This is a genomic window from Mesorhizobium sp. BR115XR7A, from assembly GCF_020165315.1.
GTDB classification, from domain to species: Bacteria; Pseudomonadota; Alphaproteobacteria; order Rhizobiales; family Rhizobiaceae; genus Mesorhizobium; species Mesorhizobium australicum.
Genome location: NZ_JAIUHW010000003.1, coordinates 404618 through 422197, shown reverse-complemented (window position 1 = coordinate 422197; position 17580 = coordinate 404618). Strand labels below are relative to the sequence as shown.

The 17580-nt window shown below is 62.2% G+C and carries 18 protein-coding genes; 11 read left to right on the top strand and 7 right to left on the bottom strand.

Annotated features, from left to right (window positions below; translation table 11 throughout):
* Nucleotides 1-51: 51 nt before the first annotated feature.
* Nucleotides 52-282, top strand: coding sequence for a hypothetical protein (locus LB557_RS09030; RefSeq protein ID WP_140665957.1), 231 nt, complete (start codon nt 52-54; stop codon nt 280-282).
* Between the two features lie 78 nt (nt 283-360).
* Entirely contained in the window at nt 361-561 is a 201-nt protein-coding gene (locus LB557_RS09025; protein WP_224643652.1) for a hypothetical protein, read from the top strand.
* Nucleotides 562-626: 65 nt separating this feature from the next.
* Here LB557_RS09025 and LB557_RS09020 read toward each other — a convergent pair whose 3' ends face one another.
* On the bottom strand, nt 627-1853 hold the full coding sequence (locus tag LB557_RS09020; protein WP_224643665.1) for an alpha-D-ribose 1-methylphosphonate 5-triphosphate diphosphatase: 1227 nt from the start codon (nt 1851-1853) through the stop codon (nt 627-629).
* A 440-nt stretch (nt 1854-2293) separates the two neighbouring features.
* On the bottom strand, nt 2294-4042 hold the full coding sequence (locus LB557_RS09015; protein ID WP_224643653.1) for a retron Ec67 family RNA-directed DNA polymerase/endonuclease: 1749 nt from the start codon (nt 4040-4042) through the stop codon (nt 2294-2296).
* 452 nt (nt 4043-4494) lie between these two features.
* Here LB557_RS09015 and LB557_RS09010 point away from each other — a divergent pair, with 452 nt between their 5' ends.
* Both LB557_RS09010 and LB557_RS09005 read left to right on the top strand, forming a co-directional pair.
* The gene (locus tag LB557_RS09010; RefSeq protein WP_224643654.1) at nt 4495-4800 is read left to right on the top strand and encodes a hypothetical protein; all 306 of its coding nucleotides are present in this window, start codon (nt 4495-4497) and stop codon (nt 4798-4800) included.
* Nucleotides 4801-5287: 487 nt separating this feature from the next.
* Nucleotides 5288-5839 carry a GNAT family N-acetyltransferase gene (locus LB557_RS09005; protein ID WP_224643655.1) on the top strand — a complete coding sequence of 184 codons (552 nt, stop codon included), beginning with the start codon at nt 5288-5290 and terminating at the stop codon, nt 5837-5839.
* Between the two features lie 39 nt (nt 5840-5878).
* Here the strand turns inward: LB557_RS09005 and LB557_RS09000 are convergent, their stop codons facing one another.
* Entirely contained in the window at nt 5879-6901 is a 1023-nt protein-coding gene (locus tag LB557_RS09000; protein ID WP_224643666.1) for an aminopeptidase, read from the bottom strand.
* Nucleotides 6902-7143: 242 nt separating this feature from the next.
* On the opposite strand from LB557_RS09000, the gene LB557_RS08995 reads away from it, so the two are divergent.
* Complete coding sequence (locus LB557_RS08995; RefSeq protein ID WP_224643656.1) at nt 7144-7902, top strand: SDR family NAD(P)-dependent oxidoreductase; 759 nt, start codon at nt 7144-7146, stop codon at nt 7900-7902.
* Nucleotides 7899-8795 carry a sigma-70 family RNA polymerase sigma factor gene (locus LB557_RS08990; RefSeq protein ID WP_224643657.1) on the top strand — a complete coding sequence of 299 codons (897 nt, stop codon included), beginning with the start codon at nt 7899-7901 and terminating at the stop codon, nt 8793-8795. Before LB557_RS08995 ends, LB557_RS08990 begins: the two co-directional genes overlap by 4 nt.
* 12 nt (nt 8796-8807) lie before the next feature.
* Here the strand turns inward: LB557_RS08990 and LB557_RS08985 are convergent, their stop codons facing one another.
* The 3 genes from LB557_RS08985 to LB557_RS08975 all read right to left on the bottom strand — a co-directional run bounded on the left by LB557_RS08985 (nt 8808) and on the right by LB557_RS08975 (nt 11258).
* Nucleotides 8808-9428 carry an FMN-binding negative transcriptional regulator gene (locus LB557_RS08985; protein ID WP_224643658.1) on the bottom strand — a complete coding sequence of 207 codons (621 nt, stop codon included), beginning with the start codon at nt 9426-9428 and terminating at the stop codon, nt 8808-8810.
* 127 nt (nt 9429-9555) lie between these two features.
* Nucleotides 9556-10704 carry an amidohydrolase gene (locus LB557_RS08980; protein ID WP_224643659.1) on the bottom strand — a complete coding sequence of 383 codons (1149 nt, stop codon included), beginning with the start codon at nt 10702-10704 and terminating at the stop codon, nt 9556-9558.
* A 98-nt stretch (nt 10705-10802) separates the two neighbouring features.
* Nucleotides 10803-11258: a hypothetical protein gene (locus tag LB557_RS08975; protein ID WP_224643660.1), complete on the bottom strand. Its 456-nt coding sequence runs from the start codon at nt 11256-11258 to the stop codon at nt 10803-10805.
* A 214-nt stretch (nt 11259-11472) separates the two neighbouring features.
* Between LB557_RS08975 and LB557_RS08970 the strand changes: the two genes are divergently transcribed.
* The 5 genes from LB557_RS08970 (at nt 11473) to LB557_RS08950 (ending at nt 16469) form a co-directional block, all read left to right on the top strand.
* Nucleotides 11473-12333, top strand: coding sequence for an FAD binding domain-containing protein (locus LB557_RS08970; RefSeq protein ID WP_224643661.1), 861 nt, complete (start codon nt 11473-11475; stop codon nt 12331-12333).
* Nucleotides 12333-12809 carry a (2Fe-2S)-binding protein gene (locus LB557_RS08965; RefSeq protein WP_015316741.1) on the top strand — a complete coding sequence of 159 codons (477 nt, stop codon included), beginning with the start codon at nt 12333-12335 and terminating at the stop codon, nt 12807-12809. The genes LB557_RS08970 and LB557_RS08965 overlap by 1 nt, the downstream gene beginning before the upstream one ends.
* A 1-nt stretch (nt 12810) precedes the next feature.
* Nucleotides 12811-15075, top strand: a complete 2265-nt coding sequence (locus tag LB557_RS08960; protein ID WP_224643662.1) for a xanthine dehydrogenase family protein molybdopterin-binding subunit — start codon at nt 12811-12813, stop codon at nt 15073-15075.
* A gap of 14 nt (nt 15076-15089) precedes the next feature.
* Entirely contained in the window at nt 15090-15335 is a 246-nt protein-coding gene (locus tag LB557_RS08955) for a MoaD/ThiS family protein (RefSeq protein ID WP_224713051.1), read from the top strand.
* A 393-nt stretch (nt 15336-15728) separates the two neighbouring features.
* Nucleotides 15729-16469 (top strand): sce7726 family protein, encoded by a 741-nt coding sequence (locus LB557_RS08950; RefSeq protein ID WP_224644338.1) that lies wholly within the window; start codon nt 15729-15731, stop codon nt 16467-16469.
* Here the strand turns inward: LB557_RS08950 and LB557_RS08945 are convergent.
* On the bottom strand, nt 16466-17569 hold the full coding sequence (locus LB557_RS08945) for a beta family protein (protein WP_224644339.1): 1104 nt from the start codon (nt 17567-17569) through the stop codon (nt 16466-16468). The genes LB557_RS08950 and LB557_RS08945 overlap by 4 nt on opposite strands.
* Nucleotides 17570-17580: the final 11 nt, after the last annotated feature.

Below are 17580 nucleotides of genomic sequence, written 5' to 3'. Positions count from 1 at the left end.
CCTCCGATGGACGCGTGCGTTGCTGCGTTCCGGGGAAGGTTGAGGTTTGCATTGGACCGTTTCGAGATTTTGAACGAGCCGACAGGCACCTATTCCATTTTCGACAGATACACCGAATTGCCGGTGACGGTGCAAGGCAGGATTTTGATCGGGCTCTGCCGGCACGAAGTGCCGCTTGCCCTGCTCCGCGCCATGGAAGGCGACGACAGCGGCACGCCGTCGCTCTCCCCGTTGGGCGGCTGTCGATCATACGAACATCAACGAGACGACTTGCAAGCGTGAATGAATGCTCGCATAAGTTGCGGCAAGGCATACAGTATGAAGAAAATGGTGCCGTTATCGTAGCATGAAAGGGGAATCATGCCTGACCAGATTGCGCTTGTCCGCGCAGCCATCGCGCGGCTGCTTTCTGAAAAAACCGGGGTCCCCGTGATTTCGATGAGGGAGAGTATCGCCGAACTGCCGGCGATATCAGGTGCGCCGCTGACCACCGAAAACCTGCAGGATCTGCTGCTGGAAATGGCGGAGGTGCGCGGGATGATGGTGGTGCTCGATCTTTAGCAACTACTGGGGAAGCGCCACGCGCTTTTCCCCAGAGAACCGCTAAGCCCTAGTTGCCTAGGTGTCTAGTCCTGGGATTGCCCTCGGTCGGCCGGCAGCGGCCGGTCGCGGCCTCCCTCGATCACCCTGTTCCGCGCCGGTTCAAGCGTACCGTCGCCGTAGATCATGCGGCCGGCGCGGAAGGTGGCTCGCACACGTGGCACCGGCTGGCGGTCGGCCACGACGAGATCGGCCAGGAGCCCAGCTTCGATGGCTCCGCGATCGGTGAGCCCGAGTGCGGCGGCCGGGTTGGCGCTCGTCAGCGCCGCCGCCTTCGCCAGGCCACCGTCGCTCAGTTTCGCCAGGCCGAGGACGGCCGGCAGGATCGAGGCCGGGTGATAGTCGCTGGCCAGCATGTCGAGCAACCCGGCCTCATAGGCCTGGCGAGCGGAAAGATTGCCGGAATAGGATTCTCCGCGCAGCGCATTGGGCGCGCCCATGGCCGTATACATGCCCAGCCGGCGGGCTTCCCGCGCCGCCTCCAGCGTCACCGGGAATTCGCTGAGCACGGTTCCCAGGCCGTGGACGAATTCCACCTTTTCCGGCGTGTCGTCATCGTGCGAGGCGAGCACGATGCCGCGCGCGCGGGCAAACGCCGACAGGCCCTGCAGCGTGCCGAGCACACCGCCATGCCCGTTCCGATCGGCCATGCGCTTGCCGACGACCTCGGATACGTCGGCAATGGACATGCCGCGCTCCTTGGCCAGGCGGGCGATATACAGTTCGACGTCGCGGTATTGTCCCTGGCCGGGCGTGTGATCCATCAGCGAAATCAAATGCAGCTTGCCGGCATCCATCAATCTTTCCAGCACGCCGACAGCCGCGCTGAACGTCACCTCGAAGCGGGCATGGATGCGGTGATCGACCAGAAGGTGGTCTTTCAGCCCGGCGATGGTCTCGATGATGGACGATGTGTGTTCTTCCGAGCGCAGCAAGGCGGCCGTGGCGCTGTTGCCGATGAAGGAGAGCGCGGCATAGGCGGTGGTCACGCCGCAGGAGGCCAGCCGCTTGTCGAGCTCGGCGATGCCGATTTCCATCGGCACGTGGACCCCGCTGCGCGGCTCCACTTCCCGTTCCACCATGTCGCCGTGCATGTCGATGAAACCAGGCAGCAGCAGGCGGCCGCCGCCGACGAAGTCGGCATTCTCGACAGGCCGGTCGCGGATCTCCGCGATCCGGCCGTCTTCGATCCTGACCGCGCCATTGGCAATGACACGGTCGCGCAGCACAATCTCGAATTCGCTCAACCACAGATCGTGTTTCTTCGGCTGATCCCGATGGGGTGCTGCCCTGTCCGTCCGTTCAAGCATGGTCGTCTCCGAAAACAACATTCCACATGTCCCGATCGCCCTCCGGCCGGGCGGTTTCAAGGCGTGTCGTGTGGATGGTTCATTCCCGAGGATCGGATAAGCCGGGTTGGTGACAGCTTTGTGTAGGACAGGCGGGTTGGGCCGCCGTGCTGCCACCGGTGGCTAAACCGCAAGATGTGATACGAGACGCACGTTGGTTGGCTACGTCAGGAATGCGCCTTATCTTGGTCGTTGGGGAACCGCCACACGGATTCCTCAAAGCAGACGTAGCTGACGGCCGCAGAGGGAGACCGTTGCATCCCGAACTGATGTTGGAATTCCTTAGAATTTTCCGGGGGCGTGAAATGGGACTTGTACACTGAGTAGCCTTCGAGACTGCTTTTTTACGTGCCAGTAGCTGCCAAAGGCGGAACTGCGGCCTCAGGTTTAGCTGCGAGGATTGCCGCAAAATGATCCATGACATCGCATATGGCCTGCAGCATCGGTTCGAACTTGGTGAAATCGATGGTGTCACGCTCGGGCGCAACGATTGTCGTTGCAAATTCGTTTTTGCCGTAGTGTTTTGTAAGATCGAATTTCTTGTTGCTATCGCTAAACGTTCTGCCGTTGATCGGTCTTTTCACCGACGGGTCGAACAGATCCTCGATAATTGCGGTAACGTCAGCCGTTGTCGGTACAGGAACGACGTAGAGATTTTCATAAACGTAATAAAATGGGTCAAGGCCGCTGACTGGCCCAGTCCCGTGAACTGTGCCGATGTAGCTGAAGATACCTTTTGACGCTTTGTCGTTGTCGATAACCATGATCACGGGGTGAGACAGACCATGTTTGAAGAATTCTATGCGCTCCTTGAATTCCTTCATAAGCTTGTACATCTCATCGCCCCCTCCAGAAAGGCTCTGAAACAGCGCGCTTTGGTGGGAGTAGTTGAAAAATTGTACTTTCATCGGCACCTTTTGAATGGGGTCGATAAGCTTAAGGAATTTTGGGGCGAGCTTTTTGATCGCAGCCAGAAGGTAGATGTTGTCCGTCTTGCCCTCACAAATGATGGTGGGCTTAATCATGCCGTAGAACGACCGATAGTTGAGGAACCGACCATAAAGCTCAGTAAAACCCGGTTGGTCCCTCTTGAAGAACGTATTTCGCTCAATCTCGTCTTCGACAACAATTGAGAGGCTCCTGAGTCTCCGGATCTGGTAGATAAAACTCAGCATTCCTTCGAGGGTGTGGTTGCTCACTGGAATCCTGCTAGGCTCCGAGTACGCAAAGCCCTCTTTAAACAGGTGATGGCACATTGCGCGCACCTGCTTGTAATACTCATGCCGCACATTCAGCTTCTGGTTGACTATAAGACCTGTGGTGTCCTGCCTAGAGTCCCGGCGCTGCATGCGCGTCTTATCGTGATTTATCTGAAATCCAGCACGGTAAAGCAGGTGGAGCAGGCCGTCGCCGGCAACCCATTTGTCGTCGCTGCCCCTGACCAATCTGGCGATACGCTCGGGGAACTCTTTTTCATTAGTTGAGAACGTTATGTCGTCAGCGTAGCGCGTGTAGGTGCAATGCAGATCGTTCGCCAATCTGTTCAGCTTGATGTCGAGGATGTGAGTGATGAGGTTCGAAATGACCGGCGAACAGGGGCTGCCCTGAGGAAGTTGGTTTTGATAGCAGGCGATTTGCGCGATGATTGTCGCAATCTTTGGATGGAGCTCGAAATTATTGTCCTTGAGGAAGAAGCCATAGACGCGGCCGAAATTGATGGATGGAAAGAAGTCCTTGATATCGGCGTTGAACACCCACCGGCGATTGCGGTGCTGATTGGCGTTGGTAATGATGGAGAAGGTTTTCTTGAAGCCATGCGACAGGACCCTGGAGCGCGTGGTGCGCTTTAGCTCCATTTCAGACTCAATGCGGCCTAGGAGATCGGCAAGCCTGCCCTGGACAAACTTCAGCTTGCCATTCGGCGCTGCTATGACACGGCGACCGCCGTTTTTTTTCGCAATGGTGAAGTGATGATAGGGTCGCCTGCGCCGATGCCAATAAAGCGCGAATGAGAGATTCTCGGCTGGAAAGTCCAATAGTCTGGCAAGTTGGGGGAGCGTTGTGACATCTCGGAGGTTGCTTAACTCTGACATGAAAGGCTTGCGGATACTCTTTTGCCAAGGCAGCGGACAATATGGTCAGTCCGTAAGGAATGGTCAGGCAGTAAGCCCTGCATTGATATCAACTATCGCCGAAACAACAACAGCAGAATCTATCCGCAAGCTACATTCTACAAATCAGATCGGATGCTCATTTACAAGGGCCGGTGGCTTGTATCCCCAGCACAAATCACTGCACCGTGTCGGTCTTCGGCCGCACGCTGGTCATCACGTAGTCCACGAACTGCAGGGCGCGGATAAACGTCACGTGGCTCACATAGTCGTCGTTCGTCCCTAAGCTTGAGGGAAGCGCTATTACACGGCCCCCTCTTCAACCGCCTCGATGAGCCTCCATGCGGCGTTCTCCGCATTGGTCAGGCACAGGATACAAGTGGACGCGCCAATAATACCGTGATCTTCTCTGCCCCAAGCTGGGGGCATCGGACATGGCGAGGGTACACGGGCGCAAGGAGCGAGAAATCCTCGCATTCCTTCATGAAAACGTCTTCGATCCGATTTTGGCATCGCCTATTGCCTCCGACAGCCTGAGGAAAGGGATCCGCTACACTATCATGCGGCTGAATGAGCGCGACGCCCGCGGAATGGTTCAATACTATTGGTCCGCGATCGTCGGTACCGACCCGAGCATCGCATTTGCCGCTAAGCTTCGACAGGAAGGGTTCGACCGCTTCGAGGAGGCGATTGATCAATTCCGGGTCCTGTTTGATGATGCTTTCCTCCGGCGTCCGTGAGCACTGGTATCGTAAGAAGCTGGATTGGGAGAAGCCCGACCAGGCGGATGTGGCGGGACAAGAGTGGAGCCGCAGGCCGAGCGCCAATGAGACAAATTCAGCACACCAGACACGAAAACGGGAAGTGGAGGCGAACCACCGCCGGCGATATGCATGACCACGAGGAATGTGTTTGAAGGAGAGTGACAGCAACGGCTGCTTACTCGCTTCCGCCTTTCGAAGGCCGCCGTTCCGCTTTCGGCCCCACAACGGCCGTTCATCGCGAATCCCCAACGCGCGTTGCCATAGTCCCGCCCTACGGTGGGCTGGCGCCACTGCCAAATCTCACGCCATGACCGGCGGCAGCCGGGTGGCCCCGGAGTGATTGAAGCGCCCGGCGCTGGGGCTGAAGGCGGTTGGGCGTACCTTGGGGTTCTGTCCTGGCGGTCAGCCGCCGTGGCCCTCAGCGCCGTTGCATTGGTGCCGCCCCAGGGCGAAAATGCCCTCCATGGACGCAGTTCCCAGGCTCACCACACCAAGGCTCGTGCTTCGGGCGCCGGGCGAGCGGGATATCCCGGCGTGGTTCGCGCGGGCGAGCGATGTCGAATCCGCCTCCCTTGCCGGCGATCCCGTTGCCGACGACATCGGCGCGGGCGAGCGATGGCTCGCCCTTGCGCGTCAGCGGTTGGCCGACGGCCGGGCGATCAAATGGTCGATAGACCAGACAGGCGTGGCGGACGCGATCGGGACGATAACCCTGTCCTTCGGCGCGAACGAGGCTAAGGCAGCCGCGTTGGGATTTGTGCTGGGGCGTGCGCATTGGGGGCAGGGGCTGGGCTCCGAGGCGGCACGCGAGGTGGTTCGCTACGCCTTCGAGACCCTGGCGCTCGAACAGGTGACGGCCGAGGCGGCGGCGCGCAATGTAGCGTCGCTGCGGATCCTGGCGAAGCTCGGCTTCAAACATGTCGAGAGCTTCATCGACGAGTCCGACGGCGAGCACTGCGAGCGTTTTGTGCTCGACGCGCGCATAGGACCGTTGGTCTTAGCGAACCAGGCTTAGAGTCATCGGAGCACGCCAAAAGCCACCGTGCTCTGCAAGTCAATCGCACGTGGTCGCGGTCTTGAGCGCTTCGGCACGGGCCGGTTCGTGCAGATCAGCGATCCGTCGAACGGATGCGTAGAACCTTGGATAATCGCCGGAGCATAAATCGAACAAGCGAATAAACGCCGGAACCTGTTCGCCATAGACAGACGTCGCGGCGAGCTTTGCGTTGTTGATCGGCGTATTGAACCAGGCGTCGTATCCCCGGTATCCAGCCCAGCTTCTGTCGCGCATTTGCCGGTAGCGCGTCCGCAACCTGTCGAGCGTGGCTGCCTTGGCCGCCGCCATCCCGTCGGGGGGGCGGGAGCTTTCATAGACCTGCCGCAACTCGTCGCGCGTTTTCGACACCAGTGCGAGAAAATCAGCGCTGCGCTTGCGATCGGCCTCGTAGCGGCGCAATCCGGCGCGATCGCCGGCGGCGCGGAGCCATTTTCTCGTGCCGGTGGTTTCGACGGCGACCGCGAAAGCCTCATTGAATGCGGAATCGCCGTTCACATAGAGGCGCTGATGCGCCAGTTCATGGAAGACAAGGCTCGCCAGATAGGTGTCGTCCTGACGCAGCATGGTGCTTAGCAGCGGATCGCTGGACCAGCCCAGCGTGGAATAGGCGGTAATGCCGGTGACATAGACGTCCAGCCCCTGTCGATGAAGTGCCACGGCGCTTTCGGTCGCGGATTTCCGATCGAAGTATCCCCGGTATGGAACGCAGCCGAAAACAGGAAAGCACCACGTTTTTGGCGTGAGCGAGAATTGCGGGGCGGCAAAAACGGCCCAGGTCACGGCGTCCCGGTGGATGTCGACATAGCTGCGGTAGCTGCTGTTGTCGGGCAGTGCCAGCTCATCCGTCGCGAACCGCCTTATGGCGCTCGCCGACGTCAGCTTGGCGCGCAATGCCTCCGGCGTCGAAGGGGCCTGGATCAGTTTTCCAACGTCCTGGCGCGCGGCCATGATCCGGACATGGCCCTCCAGCGATTGCGCGTAGTAGGAAACGCTGGTGCAGCCGCTCAGCGCGGACGCCATGACGGCCGCCGCAAACAATCGAAAAACGCGCTTCACTTCTTCCCCACCGCTTCGTCACCTGCCATGGAGCACATGTCGCGCCCCAATGTCCAAACCGGCGCACCAATTTTCGTCAAGATCCATAGCGAGCAGCGGCGCGGACTGTCGACCCGGCTTCTGGCTGACGACAAATCTCCCCCACCGCTGACTCTTTTCCGGATACTCAAACGTCTTAGCTACAGTGAACACTGGAGCAGGGTCAAATGAGCCTCAGGGACAAGAAAATCGTGGTCACCGGCGGCAGCCGTGGGCTTGGCCTCGGATTGGTCGAAGCGCTGGTCGAGCAAGGTGCCGGCGTGACCGTGGTCGCGCGGGGCACCGAGGCGCTGCAGGCGGTCGGTGCCCGGCTTGGGGTCGCTACCATCGCCGCCGATGTCACGGACGAGGACGCCGCCTATCGCATTCTTGGCGAGGTCCGCCCTGACATACTGGTGCTCAACGCCGGCGCCACGCCCCGGATGGGGCGGCTGGACCAGTTGAAGTGGGAGGACTTCTCCATCGCATGGGAAACCGATGTCAAGGCCGGGCTCTACTGGCTGCAGGCGTCGCTGAACCTGCCGCTCGGGCCGGGCAGCCGGGTGCTGGTCGGGTCGAGCGGTGCGGCCGTCACCGGCTCGCAGATGTCGGGCGGTTATGGCGGCGCCAAGCGGATGCTCTGGTTCATGGCCAAATATGCCAATGGCGTGGCGCAGGAGAAAGGCCTCGGCATACGCTTCCAGGCGATCGTGCCGCGGCAGATGATCCTCGCCACCGGGATCGGCGATGCGGCGGCGAGCGCCTATGCCGGCTCGATGGGCATTACGCCGGAACAATTCGTCACCCGCTTCGGCGCGCCGATGCCGCCCCGGGCGTTCGGCGACAGGGTGGTCTCGCTGCTGGAAGACCCGCAGTATGGCGAGGGCGTCGTCTTCGGCCTCAGCGGCGACGCCGGGGTGACGATCATGGAGGGCGCCGGTCCTTGAGCGACGGAAAGCCAGCGGTGGAGCGCGACCGGCAGGAAGGGCTGCTTGCCCTTGCCGCCGGCTTGCGGCCCGAGCTGCACCGCTATTGTTCGCGCCTGATGGGCTCGGTCATCGACGGCGAGGATGTCGTGCAGGACACGTTCGCGCGCGCAGTCGTTGCCCTGGAGGAGTTGTGTGAGGCGCCTCGGCTCAGGCCCTGGCTGTTCCGGATCGCCCACAACCGCGCGCTTGACCTGTTGCGCAGTCGCGCGATCCGCGTTGCCGAGCCGATCGAGGCGGCGCTCGAGATCGCCGACGAAGCCGACCCGGTGGAGGTGCTGATGCGCAGGCAAGCCGTGCAAACCGCCGTGTCGCGCTTCGCCAAGCTTCCGGTGACGCAACGCAGCGTCGTCGTCCTCAGGGATGTGCTCGACGAGCCGCTGGCCGACATCGCCGCCCTGCTCGGCATCACGGTCGATGCGGTGAAGGCGCATCTGGCGCGCGGCCGCGCCCGGCTTCGGCGGATCAACGCCGAGGCCAATCCGCTCCCCGATGCGCGCATCGCATCGGCGGCCATCCTGCGCTACGTCAATCTGTTCAACCGACGCGACTGGGACGGCTTGCGCGCGCTGCTGGCCGACGATGTGAGGCTCCATCAGTCCACGCACAAGCCGCGCGCGGGGATCGCCGACGTCGGCATGTTCTTCACCATCTACGCCAGGAGCGACGGCTTGTGGCTCAGGCCGGCATGGGTCGAGGGCCGCGAGGTGATCGCGGTGTTCGAAGACCGGGCCGACGCGAAACCCAGTCATTTCATGTGGCTGGAATGGCGCGACGGCCGGATCAGCTTCATTCGCGACTACCGTTATGTCCGGTACGTTCTCGAGGACGCCGACCTGGTGCTGGCAAGGTGAGGCGCCGTGCCTTCACGAGATGAGGGCGGCGACCTCGCGGTCGGACGGACGCTCGCTCGCGGCCAGCCCGGAGGCCACGCCGGCGCGGTCGGCGGCGTTGCGGTTCTGGCTCATCTTGCGCTTGCCTTCGAGCCTGACGACCGGCATGCGCAGGCCGACAATGCCGCGAAGCTGCGACTGGATGAAGTCTGGCGGCGCGTCCGACACGGCCCAGGGCGCGGCGCGCGCGCCCTCATGCAGGTTGGTCAGCCGGGTGACAACTTCCAGCAGCCTGTCCGCATCCTCGAAGAACTCGACCGGCCCGTAGGCATGAACCGCGGCGTAGTTCCAGGTCGGCACGACCTTGCCGGTTTCCTGCTTGGTGGCGTACCAGGCCGGGGTCACATAGGCGTCCGGGCCCATGAAGATGGCGAGCCCGTCGCCGATCGCGGGAACGCGCCACTGCGGGTTGGCCCTGGCCAGATGGCCATGGATGACGCCGTGCTCGCCCTCGGTCTCGTCGAGAAAAAGCGGCAGGGGGGTGGCGAGCGGCCCGTCCGCCGTGGCGGTGACGAGATTGGCCAGCCGCGCGGCGCGGATCGTCGCGATCAGGCTGTCCTTGTCGTCGTCGCGGAAGGCGGGCGGCGTGTACATTTTCGAACTCCTCGCGTTGCCCTCACAGATGCCACACAATCCGGCCCGTTGGGAATATCCAGTTCGAGGCATCCAGGTGGCCAATCGACAGAGCTTTGCGGCGGAGCTGGCCGGCGTGCCGCTGAGATCAGCCGAGAAGGTTGCGCGCGGTCCTCATGAAGATCTTCGAGCCGATCGGGATCAAATCGTCGGGAAAGTCGTAGTCGGGATTGTGCAGGGCAGGGTGCCGCTCGCCCGCACCGAGGAAGAACATCGCCGACCTGGCGCTGTGGCCGAACAGGCCGAAATCCTCCGAGGCGCGCATCGGCAAGGCTTCCTCGCCATGCGCGACGCTCTCTTCAGCGAGGGCGCGCCGCAGGTGCTCGACAGCATCCGGCGCGTTGACGCTGGCGACGAAGATCTCGTGATAATCCCAGCTGGCGGAGAGGCCGTGGCGGCCGGCAATCTCCTTGACCAGGGTTTCGGCGGCGGCGCAGAGGTCGGCCATGCGCTCGTCGCGGCGCGTGCGCAGCGTCGCCCAGACCTCGGCGTGGGCGGGCGCGATGCCGAATACGGCTTCGCCCATCCGCGCATGGGTGACGGTGACCATGGAGAAATCATCGTCGGCGAAAGTCGCGCGGCCGAGCGCTGGCAGGGCCGGCATCAGCTCCGAGATCGCCGGCATGGGCGAGGTTCCGGTCTCGGGCATGGAGGAATGCGCGGTCTTGCCCTCCAGCACGATGCGCATGCCGCGCGAGGCGCAGTTGACCACGCCGGGCTTGAGCCTGACCTCGCCGAACGGCACGCCGGGCAGATTGTGCAGCGAGAAGGCGAAATCCGGCGCGATCTCGCCAAAGCGCGGATCGGCGACGACGCCGGCCGCGCCATTGCCGGTTTCCTCGGCCGGCTGGAACATCAGCACGACGCGGCCGCTGGCGGGCCGTTCGCGCCCGAACTGGCGGCCAAGGGCGGCCAGGATAGCGGTGTGCCCGTCATGGCCGCACATATGCGACTTGCCAGGAATTTGCGATGCATGCGGCACGCCGGACAGTTCCTCGATGGGCAGCGCGTCGAGTTCGGACCGAAACAGGACGGTTGGTCCGTTTTTGCCGCTGTCGTAGATGGCCGCGACGCCGTTGCCGCCGAGGCCGGTCAGCACCTTGTCCGGCCCGGTGTCGGCGAGGAAAGAGACGACCTCTTTCGCCGTCTTCTCCTCTTCGTTCGAGATTTCCGGCTGCCGGTGCAGCTTGCGCCGCCATTCGGTCAGTTCGACAATGTCGCGATTGGTCAGGGTCATGGTCTTTCGCCTCCACTGCGGTCCTCTGCTAACGATAAACGGCCGTGCTTGCCACAGTCCAAGTCCCGGGCTTTGGCGGGCCAGGCCTCGCGACCGGTCTACTTCACGCGGTTGGGGCAGAGCGCCTTGAACTGGTCCAGCGTATAATCGTAGCCCGAGGCGCCGGAGCCATCCAGCACCACCTTTTCGTCGACGGCGGTGATCCGGTAATCCGTCGTCACATCCGCGCCCTTGTTGCGGCCCTGGAACAGCATGGCGGCGCCATAGAAGGTGGTGAATTCGCCGGTCTTGCAGTTGGCGGTGATTTCGAAATGCAGGGGCGCGTTCATTTCCGCATCAATGCACTCCTGGGTGAAATCATGGCCATATTCGCGGCAGTAGAGGCGGGCCTTCCGCCTGTCGTGCCTGGCCAGGATACTGGCGTGCGTGGAGCCGATGCCCGACTTTTTGACGATGGTAAGCTCCATTCCAACCCGGGCGCCGTAATAGAGCGTCGCGGCGCCAGCCGGCGCGGCCAGCGTCACGGCGCAAAGCACAGCCAACAGACATCGCATGGAAACTCCTCCCTTGGCCGGGAAGGATTGACGCACGGGGGGGGGCGGTCAAGCCCCAATCGGCCCGCTGGCTGACGCTTCGCGGCCATGTTCCAGGTCGAGTGGACTGCATTTTGCCGCACCTGGCCCAATCGCCTCGGCTCGGGAAACGGATGGTCATTATGAGACGATTGTTTATAACGGTCGCTGAAAATCGCGATACCAAGGGGAGACGATGCGCTACATACGTCCGCTTTCAATCGAAGACGCCGTCGGCCAATTGGCCGGATCGGCCGGCCCGGCCGCCATCCTTGCCGGTGGCAGTGACCTCCTGGTGAGGATGAAGGGCGGCTTTGTCGAACCCGAACTGATCATCGACATCAAGTCGATCGCCGGCCTGCGCGACATCAGGGAAACCGCCGACGGCTTCAGCATCGGCGCCGCCGTGCCCTGCGCCGTGCTGGGCGAGAACGCCGGCTTGAAGAAGGCCTGGCCTGGAGTGGTCGAGGCGGCCAAGCTGATTGGTTCGAAGCAGGTGCAGGGACGCTGCACCATTGTCGGCAATCTGTGCAACGCCTCGCCGGCGGCCGACAGCGTTCCGGCGCTGGTGGCGGCGGGCGCCAAGGCCGTGGTCGTCGGCCCGTCGGGCAAGCGCACCATTGCCGTCGAGACCGTGCCGACCGCGCCGGGCCGGACATCGCTCGCCAAGGGCGAGATCATCGAGGCGATCCTGCTCGGCAAGCCCGCGCCGCGTTCGGCCGATGCCTATCTCAGGTTCATTCCGCGCACCGAGATGGACATCGCCGTGGTCAGCGCCGGCGTCAACCTGACGCTGGACGGTGCTGGCGTCGTGACGGCGGCCCGGGTGGCGATCGGCGCCGCGGCGCCGACCGTGTTGCTGGTGGAAGAAGGGGCCGAGGCCCTGATCGGCCGCAAGCTCGACGAGGCAGCGCTGGAGCGGCTGGCCAAGGTCTGCGCCGGCGCCTGCCGGCCGATCGACGACAAAAGAGGCACAATCGAATTCAGGCGCAAGGTTGCGGGCGTGCTGGCCAGGCGGGCCGCAATGACCGCCTATGCACGTGCAGGAGGCAAATGATGGCTGGCGTAGCGGTTTCAACCACGATCAATGGCGACAATGTCGAATATCTCTGCCAGCCCGACGAGACGCTGCTCGACGTGCTGCGTGACCGGCTCGGACTGACCGGCGCCAAGGAAGGCTGCGGCACGGGCGATTGCGGCGCCTGCAGCGTCATCGTCGACGACCGGCTCGTGTGTTCGTGTCTGGTGCTTGGCGCGGAAGCGGAAGGCCGCCGCATCGAGACCGTCGAGGGCATGGCGCATGGCGACAGGCTGCACCCGCTGCAGCAGAAATTCCTGGAGCACGCCGCATTGCAATGCGGCATCTGCACGCCAGGTTTCCTGATCGCGGCCAAGGATCTCTTGGCCAAGAACCCCGACCCGACCGAGGAGGAAATCCGCTTCGGCCTGGCCGGCAATCTCTGCCGCTGCACCGGCTACGACAAGATCGTGCGCGCCGTCCAGGACGCGGCCATCGTTATGAAGGGAGCCTGAGATGAATTTCGATCCGCGTTTTTCGGGGCGTAAATTCGCATCCGTCGGCACGCGCCCGATCCGCCCCGACGGTGTCGACAAGGTGACCGGCCGCGCCCGCTATGGCGCCGACTTCAACATGGCCGGCCAGCTGGTCGGCCGCGTGCTGCGCAGCCCGCACGCGCATGCCAAGATCCGCAAGATCGACACTTCGAAGGCGGAAGCGCTTGCGGGCGTCAAGGCGGTGATCACCGCCGCCGACCTGCCTGACCTCACCGATGGCGATGCCGCCATGTACGACATCCTCGACAATTGCATGGCGCGCACCAAGGCGCTCTATGACGGCCATGCGGTGGCCGCCGTCGCCGCGATCGATGCCCGCACGGCCAGGCAGGCGCTGAAGCTGATCGAGGTCGACTACGAGGTGCTGCCGCATGTCACCGACGTCGACGAGGCGATGGCGCACCACGCGCCGCTGATCAACGACACGATCTTCACCGAGGGGCTGGAGGAAAAGCCGGTCAAGCCCTCCAACGTCACCAAGCGCTCGCAGTTCGGCCATGGCGACGTCCATCAGGGTTTCGGGCAGGCCGACTTCATCGTCGAGCGCTCGTTCAAGACCGAGCAGACCCACCAGGGCTATATCGAGCCGCATGCCTGCGTGGCCAATGTCAGCTCCGACGGCACGGCGGACCTGTGGGTCTGCACGCAGGGCCATTTCGTCTATCGCCAGCATTGCGCCCAGCTGCTGGGCATGGAGGCCTCGAAGCTGCGCGTCACCTCCTCCGAGATCGGCGGCGGTTTCGGCGGCAAGACCCATGTCTGGGCCGAGCCGGTGGCGCTCGCTCTGTCGCGCAAGGCCGGACGCCCGGTGAAGCTCGTCATGACCCGCGACGAGGTGTTCCGCGCCTCGGGTCCGACCAGCGCCACCTCGATCGACGTCAAGATCGGCGCCCGCAAGGACGGCACCATCACGGCGGCGGAAGCGACGCTGCGCTACAGCGCCGGCCCCTATGCCGGCTCCTGGGCCGAGATCGGCGCCATGACGGCGTTCGCCTGCTATCGTCTCGATAACGTCAAGACGGTGGGCTACGAAGTGCTGGTCAACCGGCCGAAGACCGCCGCCTATCGCGCGCCGTCGGCGCCGATGGCGGCCTTCGCGGTGGAAAGTGCCGTCGACGAGCTCGCCAAGGAGCTCGGCATGGATCCGGTCGAGTTCCGCATCAAGAACGCCGCCCAGGAAGGCACGCGCTCCTCCTACGGCCCGGTCTACGGCCCGATCGGCATCGGCCCGACGCTGGAAGCGGTGAAGAGCCATGCGCACATGAAGGCGCCGCTGAAGGAGAACCAGGGCAGGGGCATGGCCTGCGGCTTCTGGTTCAATTTCGGCGGCCAGACCTGCGTGGACTTGAACATCGGCATGGACGGCTCGGTGTCGCTGGCCGTCGGCACCGTCGATGTCGGCGGTTCGCGCGCGTCGCTGTCGCTGGTCGCGGCGGAGGAGCTCGGCATCGACTATTCCCAGCTCAAGGCGGTGGTCGCCGACACCTCGTCCCTTGGTTACAACGACATGACCGACGGCAGCCGCGGCACCTTCTCGTCCTCGATGGCGACCATCTCGGCCGCCCGCAATGCGATCAAGATCCTGCGCGAGCGCGCCGCGCAGATGTGGGACATCTCGGTCGACGACGTGATCTGGGAACAGGGCCACGCGGTCGCCAAGGGCGAGAAGCACGGCAATCTCGGCAAGCTGTCGCTGAAGGAGATCGCGGCCAAATCGGGCACCACGGGCGGGCCGATCGCCGGCCATAGCGAGCTCGTCGCCGACGGCGCCGGCGTCTCCTTCGCCACCCATATATGCGACGTCGAGGTCGACCCCGAGACGGGTTCGACCAAGGTGATCCGCTACACGGTGGTGCAGGATGCCGGCAAGGCGGTGCACCCGACCTATGTCGAGGGCCAGTACCAGGGCGGTGCGGCGCAAGGCATTGGCTGGGCGCTCAACGAGGAGTATATTTACGGCAAGGACGGCCGGCTGCAGAACGCCGGCTTCCTCGACTACCGCATCCCGGTGTGCTCCGACCTGCCGATGATCGACACGCAGATCCTGGAAATCCCCAACCCCAACCACCCCTATGGCGTGCGCGGTGTCGGCGAAACCTCGATCGTGCCGCCGCTGGCGGCGATCGCCAACGCGGTGTCGAACGCGGCCGGCGTGCGCATGACCCACATCCCGATGTCGCCGCCCCGGATTCTCGCGGCGATCGAGGCGGAACGGGAAGGCTAGGACCCCGGTGCGAGATGGTCGAGGTCACGCTCTGGGGGGCGCTCAGCCAGCTTGCCGGAGGCAAGAGCAAGGTCGAGGTCGAAGCCAAGGACATCAGGGAGCTGTTCAGGAAACTGGCTGAACAGTATCCCGGGTTTGAGCCATGGATCGACCGAGGCATAGCCGTGGCGATCGACGGGACGATTTACCGGGATACGTGGTCGAAGGAACTGCCGCCGGGGGCGGAGATATTTTTGCTGCCGAGATTGGCTGGGGGGTGAGGGGGCTGGGGCTTCCAAGCTGTGACAGCATTCGCGAGATGGTGTGTTGACGGCGCTTTGAAGTGGAGCAGCCTTGCCGATGTCCTGGAATCCGACATTGTCGGCGACTACTCCGGAGACGGCGGTTGTGCCTCGTTGTTGCGATCAATGAAGATCGCTCGAATGTCAAAGGCTGCCGTTTTTCAGCCGCCAAGGCTACGATCATTGCGGTCTCGATCGTCAATTGATGGGTTCGCCAATATGGGCGAACCCTGCTGCGCCTCATCTCGGACGTCTGGGTGATAATTTGCTAAGATGTTTCGAAACTGAAATCCAAAATCCGTGCCCGATCCAGCTTAGACGTGTATTGCCACCACCGCCGGAGAAGAACCACCTTCTGAAGTGAAAACATACATGAATAGTGAAAAGGCAGAGCCTACCGCCAAAGCGGCCCTCTTGAGCGCACTTAAAATGGCTCGGAAGCTGTCGCGCTCAACGGTTATGTCCGAACTGGTGGTCGGAGGACAGAGCAATCGCGCTGACATTGTACTCGCCAACGACCGCCTATCTTGCTTCGAAATTAAAACTCACGCCGACACTCTCGTGCGTCTCCCGAAGCAACTCGACACCTTCACAAGGTGCTTCGACGAGACGACGGTAGTGGCTGCGAGCAAGCACCTCTCGGCGGTGCGCGCTCTTGTGCCCGATTTCGTCGGAGTAATGGAACTTGCTGGAGCGCCGAAGGCCCCGGAGATTATTGTCCACCGGCAAGCGTCCACGTCTTCTCATTTATCTGTCGAATTCCTTCTGCAACTGCTGCCGGCTGATCGTCTCCGGCTCGTCCTTGGCGGCCGAGGACTGCCGAAAAAGCGGGCTGACCTGATGCAACACGCGCAAGCCATGTCGATTGAAGATGCGCGCGCAGCGGTTATTGCCTTTCTTCGAGATCGCTATCGCGTCTCCTCTAAGGCTTTTGCCTCGGGTGCTCAAAGGAGTGTGAAATGCAAAGATTTGTTGCGTCTGCGTCGGCTGCACAGGATTGAAGCTTCGACGCTTGATGATAACGAAGCCCAGGAATGGGAGATTTTCCAGTATGTCGGGCAAAGCTTCGGCCAAGCCCCGCCCGAGATCATAAAAGCTTTCACAAAGGTCTAGTCGGTCCAGGCCTCTTCGATAACAGAAGCCCCACCAGCGGAGAAATGGGCCTGCTGATGCAGATGCACATTGATCCGCACGGCGGTCCACGGCGATGCCGAGTTCAAGCCTGCTACATCCCCGGCTGCTGCACGCCTAATCTCTTGCGCGCCCCAACACAGAAGAGCTTTGTCCCAATCGTCCTCGTCAGTAATGGCTTTTGCAGCTACCCCGAACCCCTCGGATGCAGGTCGACGATGATAAATCCAACGATGAGGCGCAGGATAGTCTACCCTTGGCGAGCCTCTGAACGACGGGGTTCGTTCTGCCGCGTAGACCGAAGCGTGATCGCCGTACTGGAGTTGTATCCCCTGCCTGAGAAGAGGAGGACTCTCTCTAAGCAGAGAGAAGATTTGCCGCTCCCGGATATCGAGTTTTGCCGTTGTCGGATGGATATCTGAAAAACTGCTTGGGAAACTGGAGCCGATGACCACAAAATGTAGGTCCGGCGCTGCAAGTTTACTTTTCGCGTAGAGGATAGTGCGTTGCGCAGCGCTTGCGAGGAGCGTCAAATCGTCTCGAAGCGCAATCTGCTCACAATCGACGATAACCAACACTCTACTCCCCCTAAAAGAGATGCCACCAAGCAAGTCGATACCGTCCAGGTTCCAATTCTGACCTCTCTTCAATCGGAAAACGAGGCCGCGATCTAGTGCCAACAGCTCTTGAACTTCCTGGCGTAAAATCACCTGATCGATCGTCCACTGCACAACGGGAATAAACTGCGCATGCAAACGCATGAGGTCGACCCATGCTCTGAACCCCTCAATGGGAGCATGTAGCGCCGAGATTTCTGCACGACCGCAAGAAACCGCCTCGCTCTCACGATCATACCGCGGCGAAGCAAGATCGATAATTACTCTTCTCGCGCCAAAAGCTTCAAAAAGCTCATTAAGGCTTCGCGAAACGAAACCAGTGTCGCTTTGCTTAATGCGCGGCCAAGCTTGGAGCTTGATCAATGGGAGCAACAGGTCTTTCGTCGGACCGGCCAGACGGCCAAGCGCCCGCATCTCAGCCTGTCGAGTTGCAATCGCTGGGAAGTAGGTCTTACTGCCGTTCAATCGCGTTCCTG

What these genes read in the sequence shown, in the direction of transcription:
- LB557_RS09025 (WP_224643652.1), top strand. Translation starts at nt 361, where the DNA reads ATGCCTGACCAGATTGCGCTTGTCCGCGCAGCCATCGCGCGGCTGCTT.
- LB557_RS09015 (WP_224643653.1), bottom strand. Translation starts at nt 4,042, where the DNA reads ATGTCAGAGTTAAGCAACCTCCGAGATGTCACAACGCTCCCCCAACTT.
- LB557_RS09010 (WP_224643654.1), top strand. Translation starts at nt 4,495, where the DNA reads ATGGCGAGGGTACACGGGCGCAAGGAGCGAGAAATCCTCGCATTCCTT.
- LB557_RS09005 (WP_224643655.1), top strand. Translation starts at nt 5,288, where the DNA reads ATGGACGCAGTTCCCAGGCTCACCACACCAAGGCTCGTGCTTCGGGCG.
- LB557_RS09000 (WP_224643666.1), bottom strand. Translation starts at nt 6,901, where the DNA reads ATGGCGTCCGCGCTGAGCGGCTGCACCAGCGTTTCCTACTACGCGCAA.
- LB557_RS08995 (WP_224643656.1), top strand. Translation starts at nt 7,144, where the DNA reads ATGAGCCTCAGGGACAAGAAAATCGTGGTCACCGGCGGCAGCCGTGGG.
- LB557_RS08985 (WP_224643658.1), bottom strand. Translation starts at nt 9,428, where the DNA reads ATGTACACGCCGCCCGCCTTCCGCGACGACGACAAGGACAGCCTGATC.
- LB557_RS08980 (WP_224643659.1), bottom strand. Translation starts at nt 10,704, where the DNA reads ATGACCCTGACCAATCGCGACATTGTCGAACTGACCGAATGGCGGCGC.
- LB557_RS08975 (WP_224643660.1), bottom strand. Translation starts at nt 11,258, where the DNA reads ATGCGATGTCTGTTGGCTGTGCTTTGCGCCGTGACGCTGGCCGCGCCG.
- LB557_RS08970 (WP_224643661.1), top strand. Translation starts at nt 11,473, where the DNA reads ATGCGCTACATACGTCCGCTTTCAATCGAAGACGCCGTCGGCCAATTG.
- LB557_RS08965 (WP_015316741.1), top strand. Translation starts at nt 12,333, where the DNA reads ATGGCTGGCGTAGCGGTTTCAACCACGATCAATGGCGACAATGTCGAA.
- LB557_RS08960 (WP_224643662.1), top strand. Translation starts at nt 12,811, where the DNA reads ATGAATTTCGATCCGCGTTTTTCGGGGCGTAAATTCGCATCCGTCGGC.
- LB557_RS08955 (WP_224713051.1), top strand. Translation starts at nt 15,090, where the DNA reads ATGGTCGAGGTCACGCTCTGGGGGGCGCTCAGCCAGCTTGCCGGAGGC.
- LB557_RS08950 (WP_224644338.1), top strand. Translation starts at nt 15,729, where the DNA reads ATGAATAGTGAAAAGGCAGAGCCTACCGCCAAAGCGGCCCTCTTGAGC.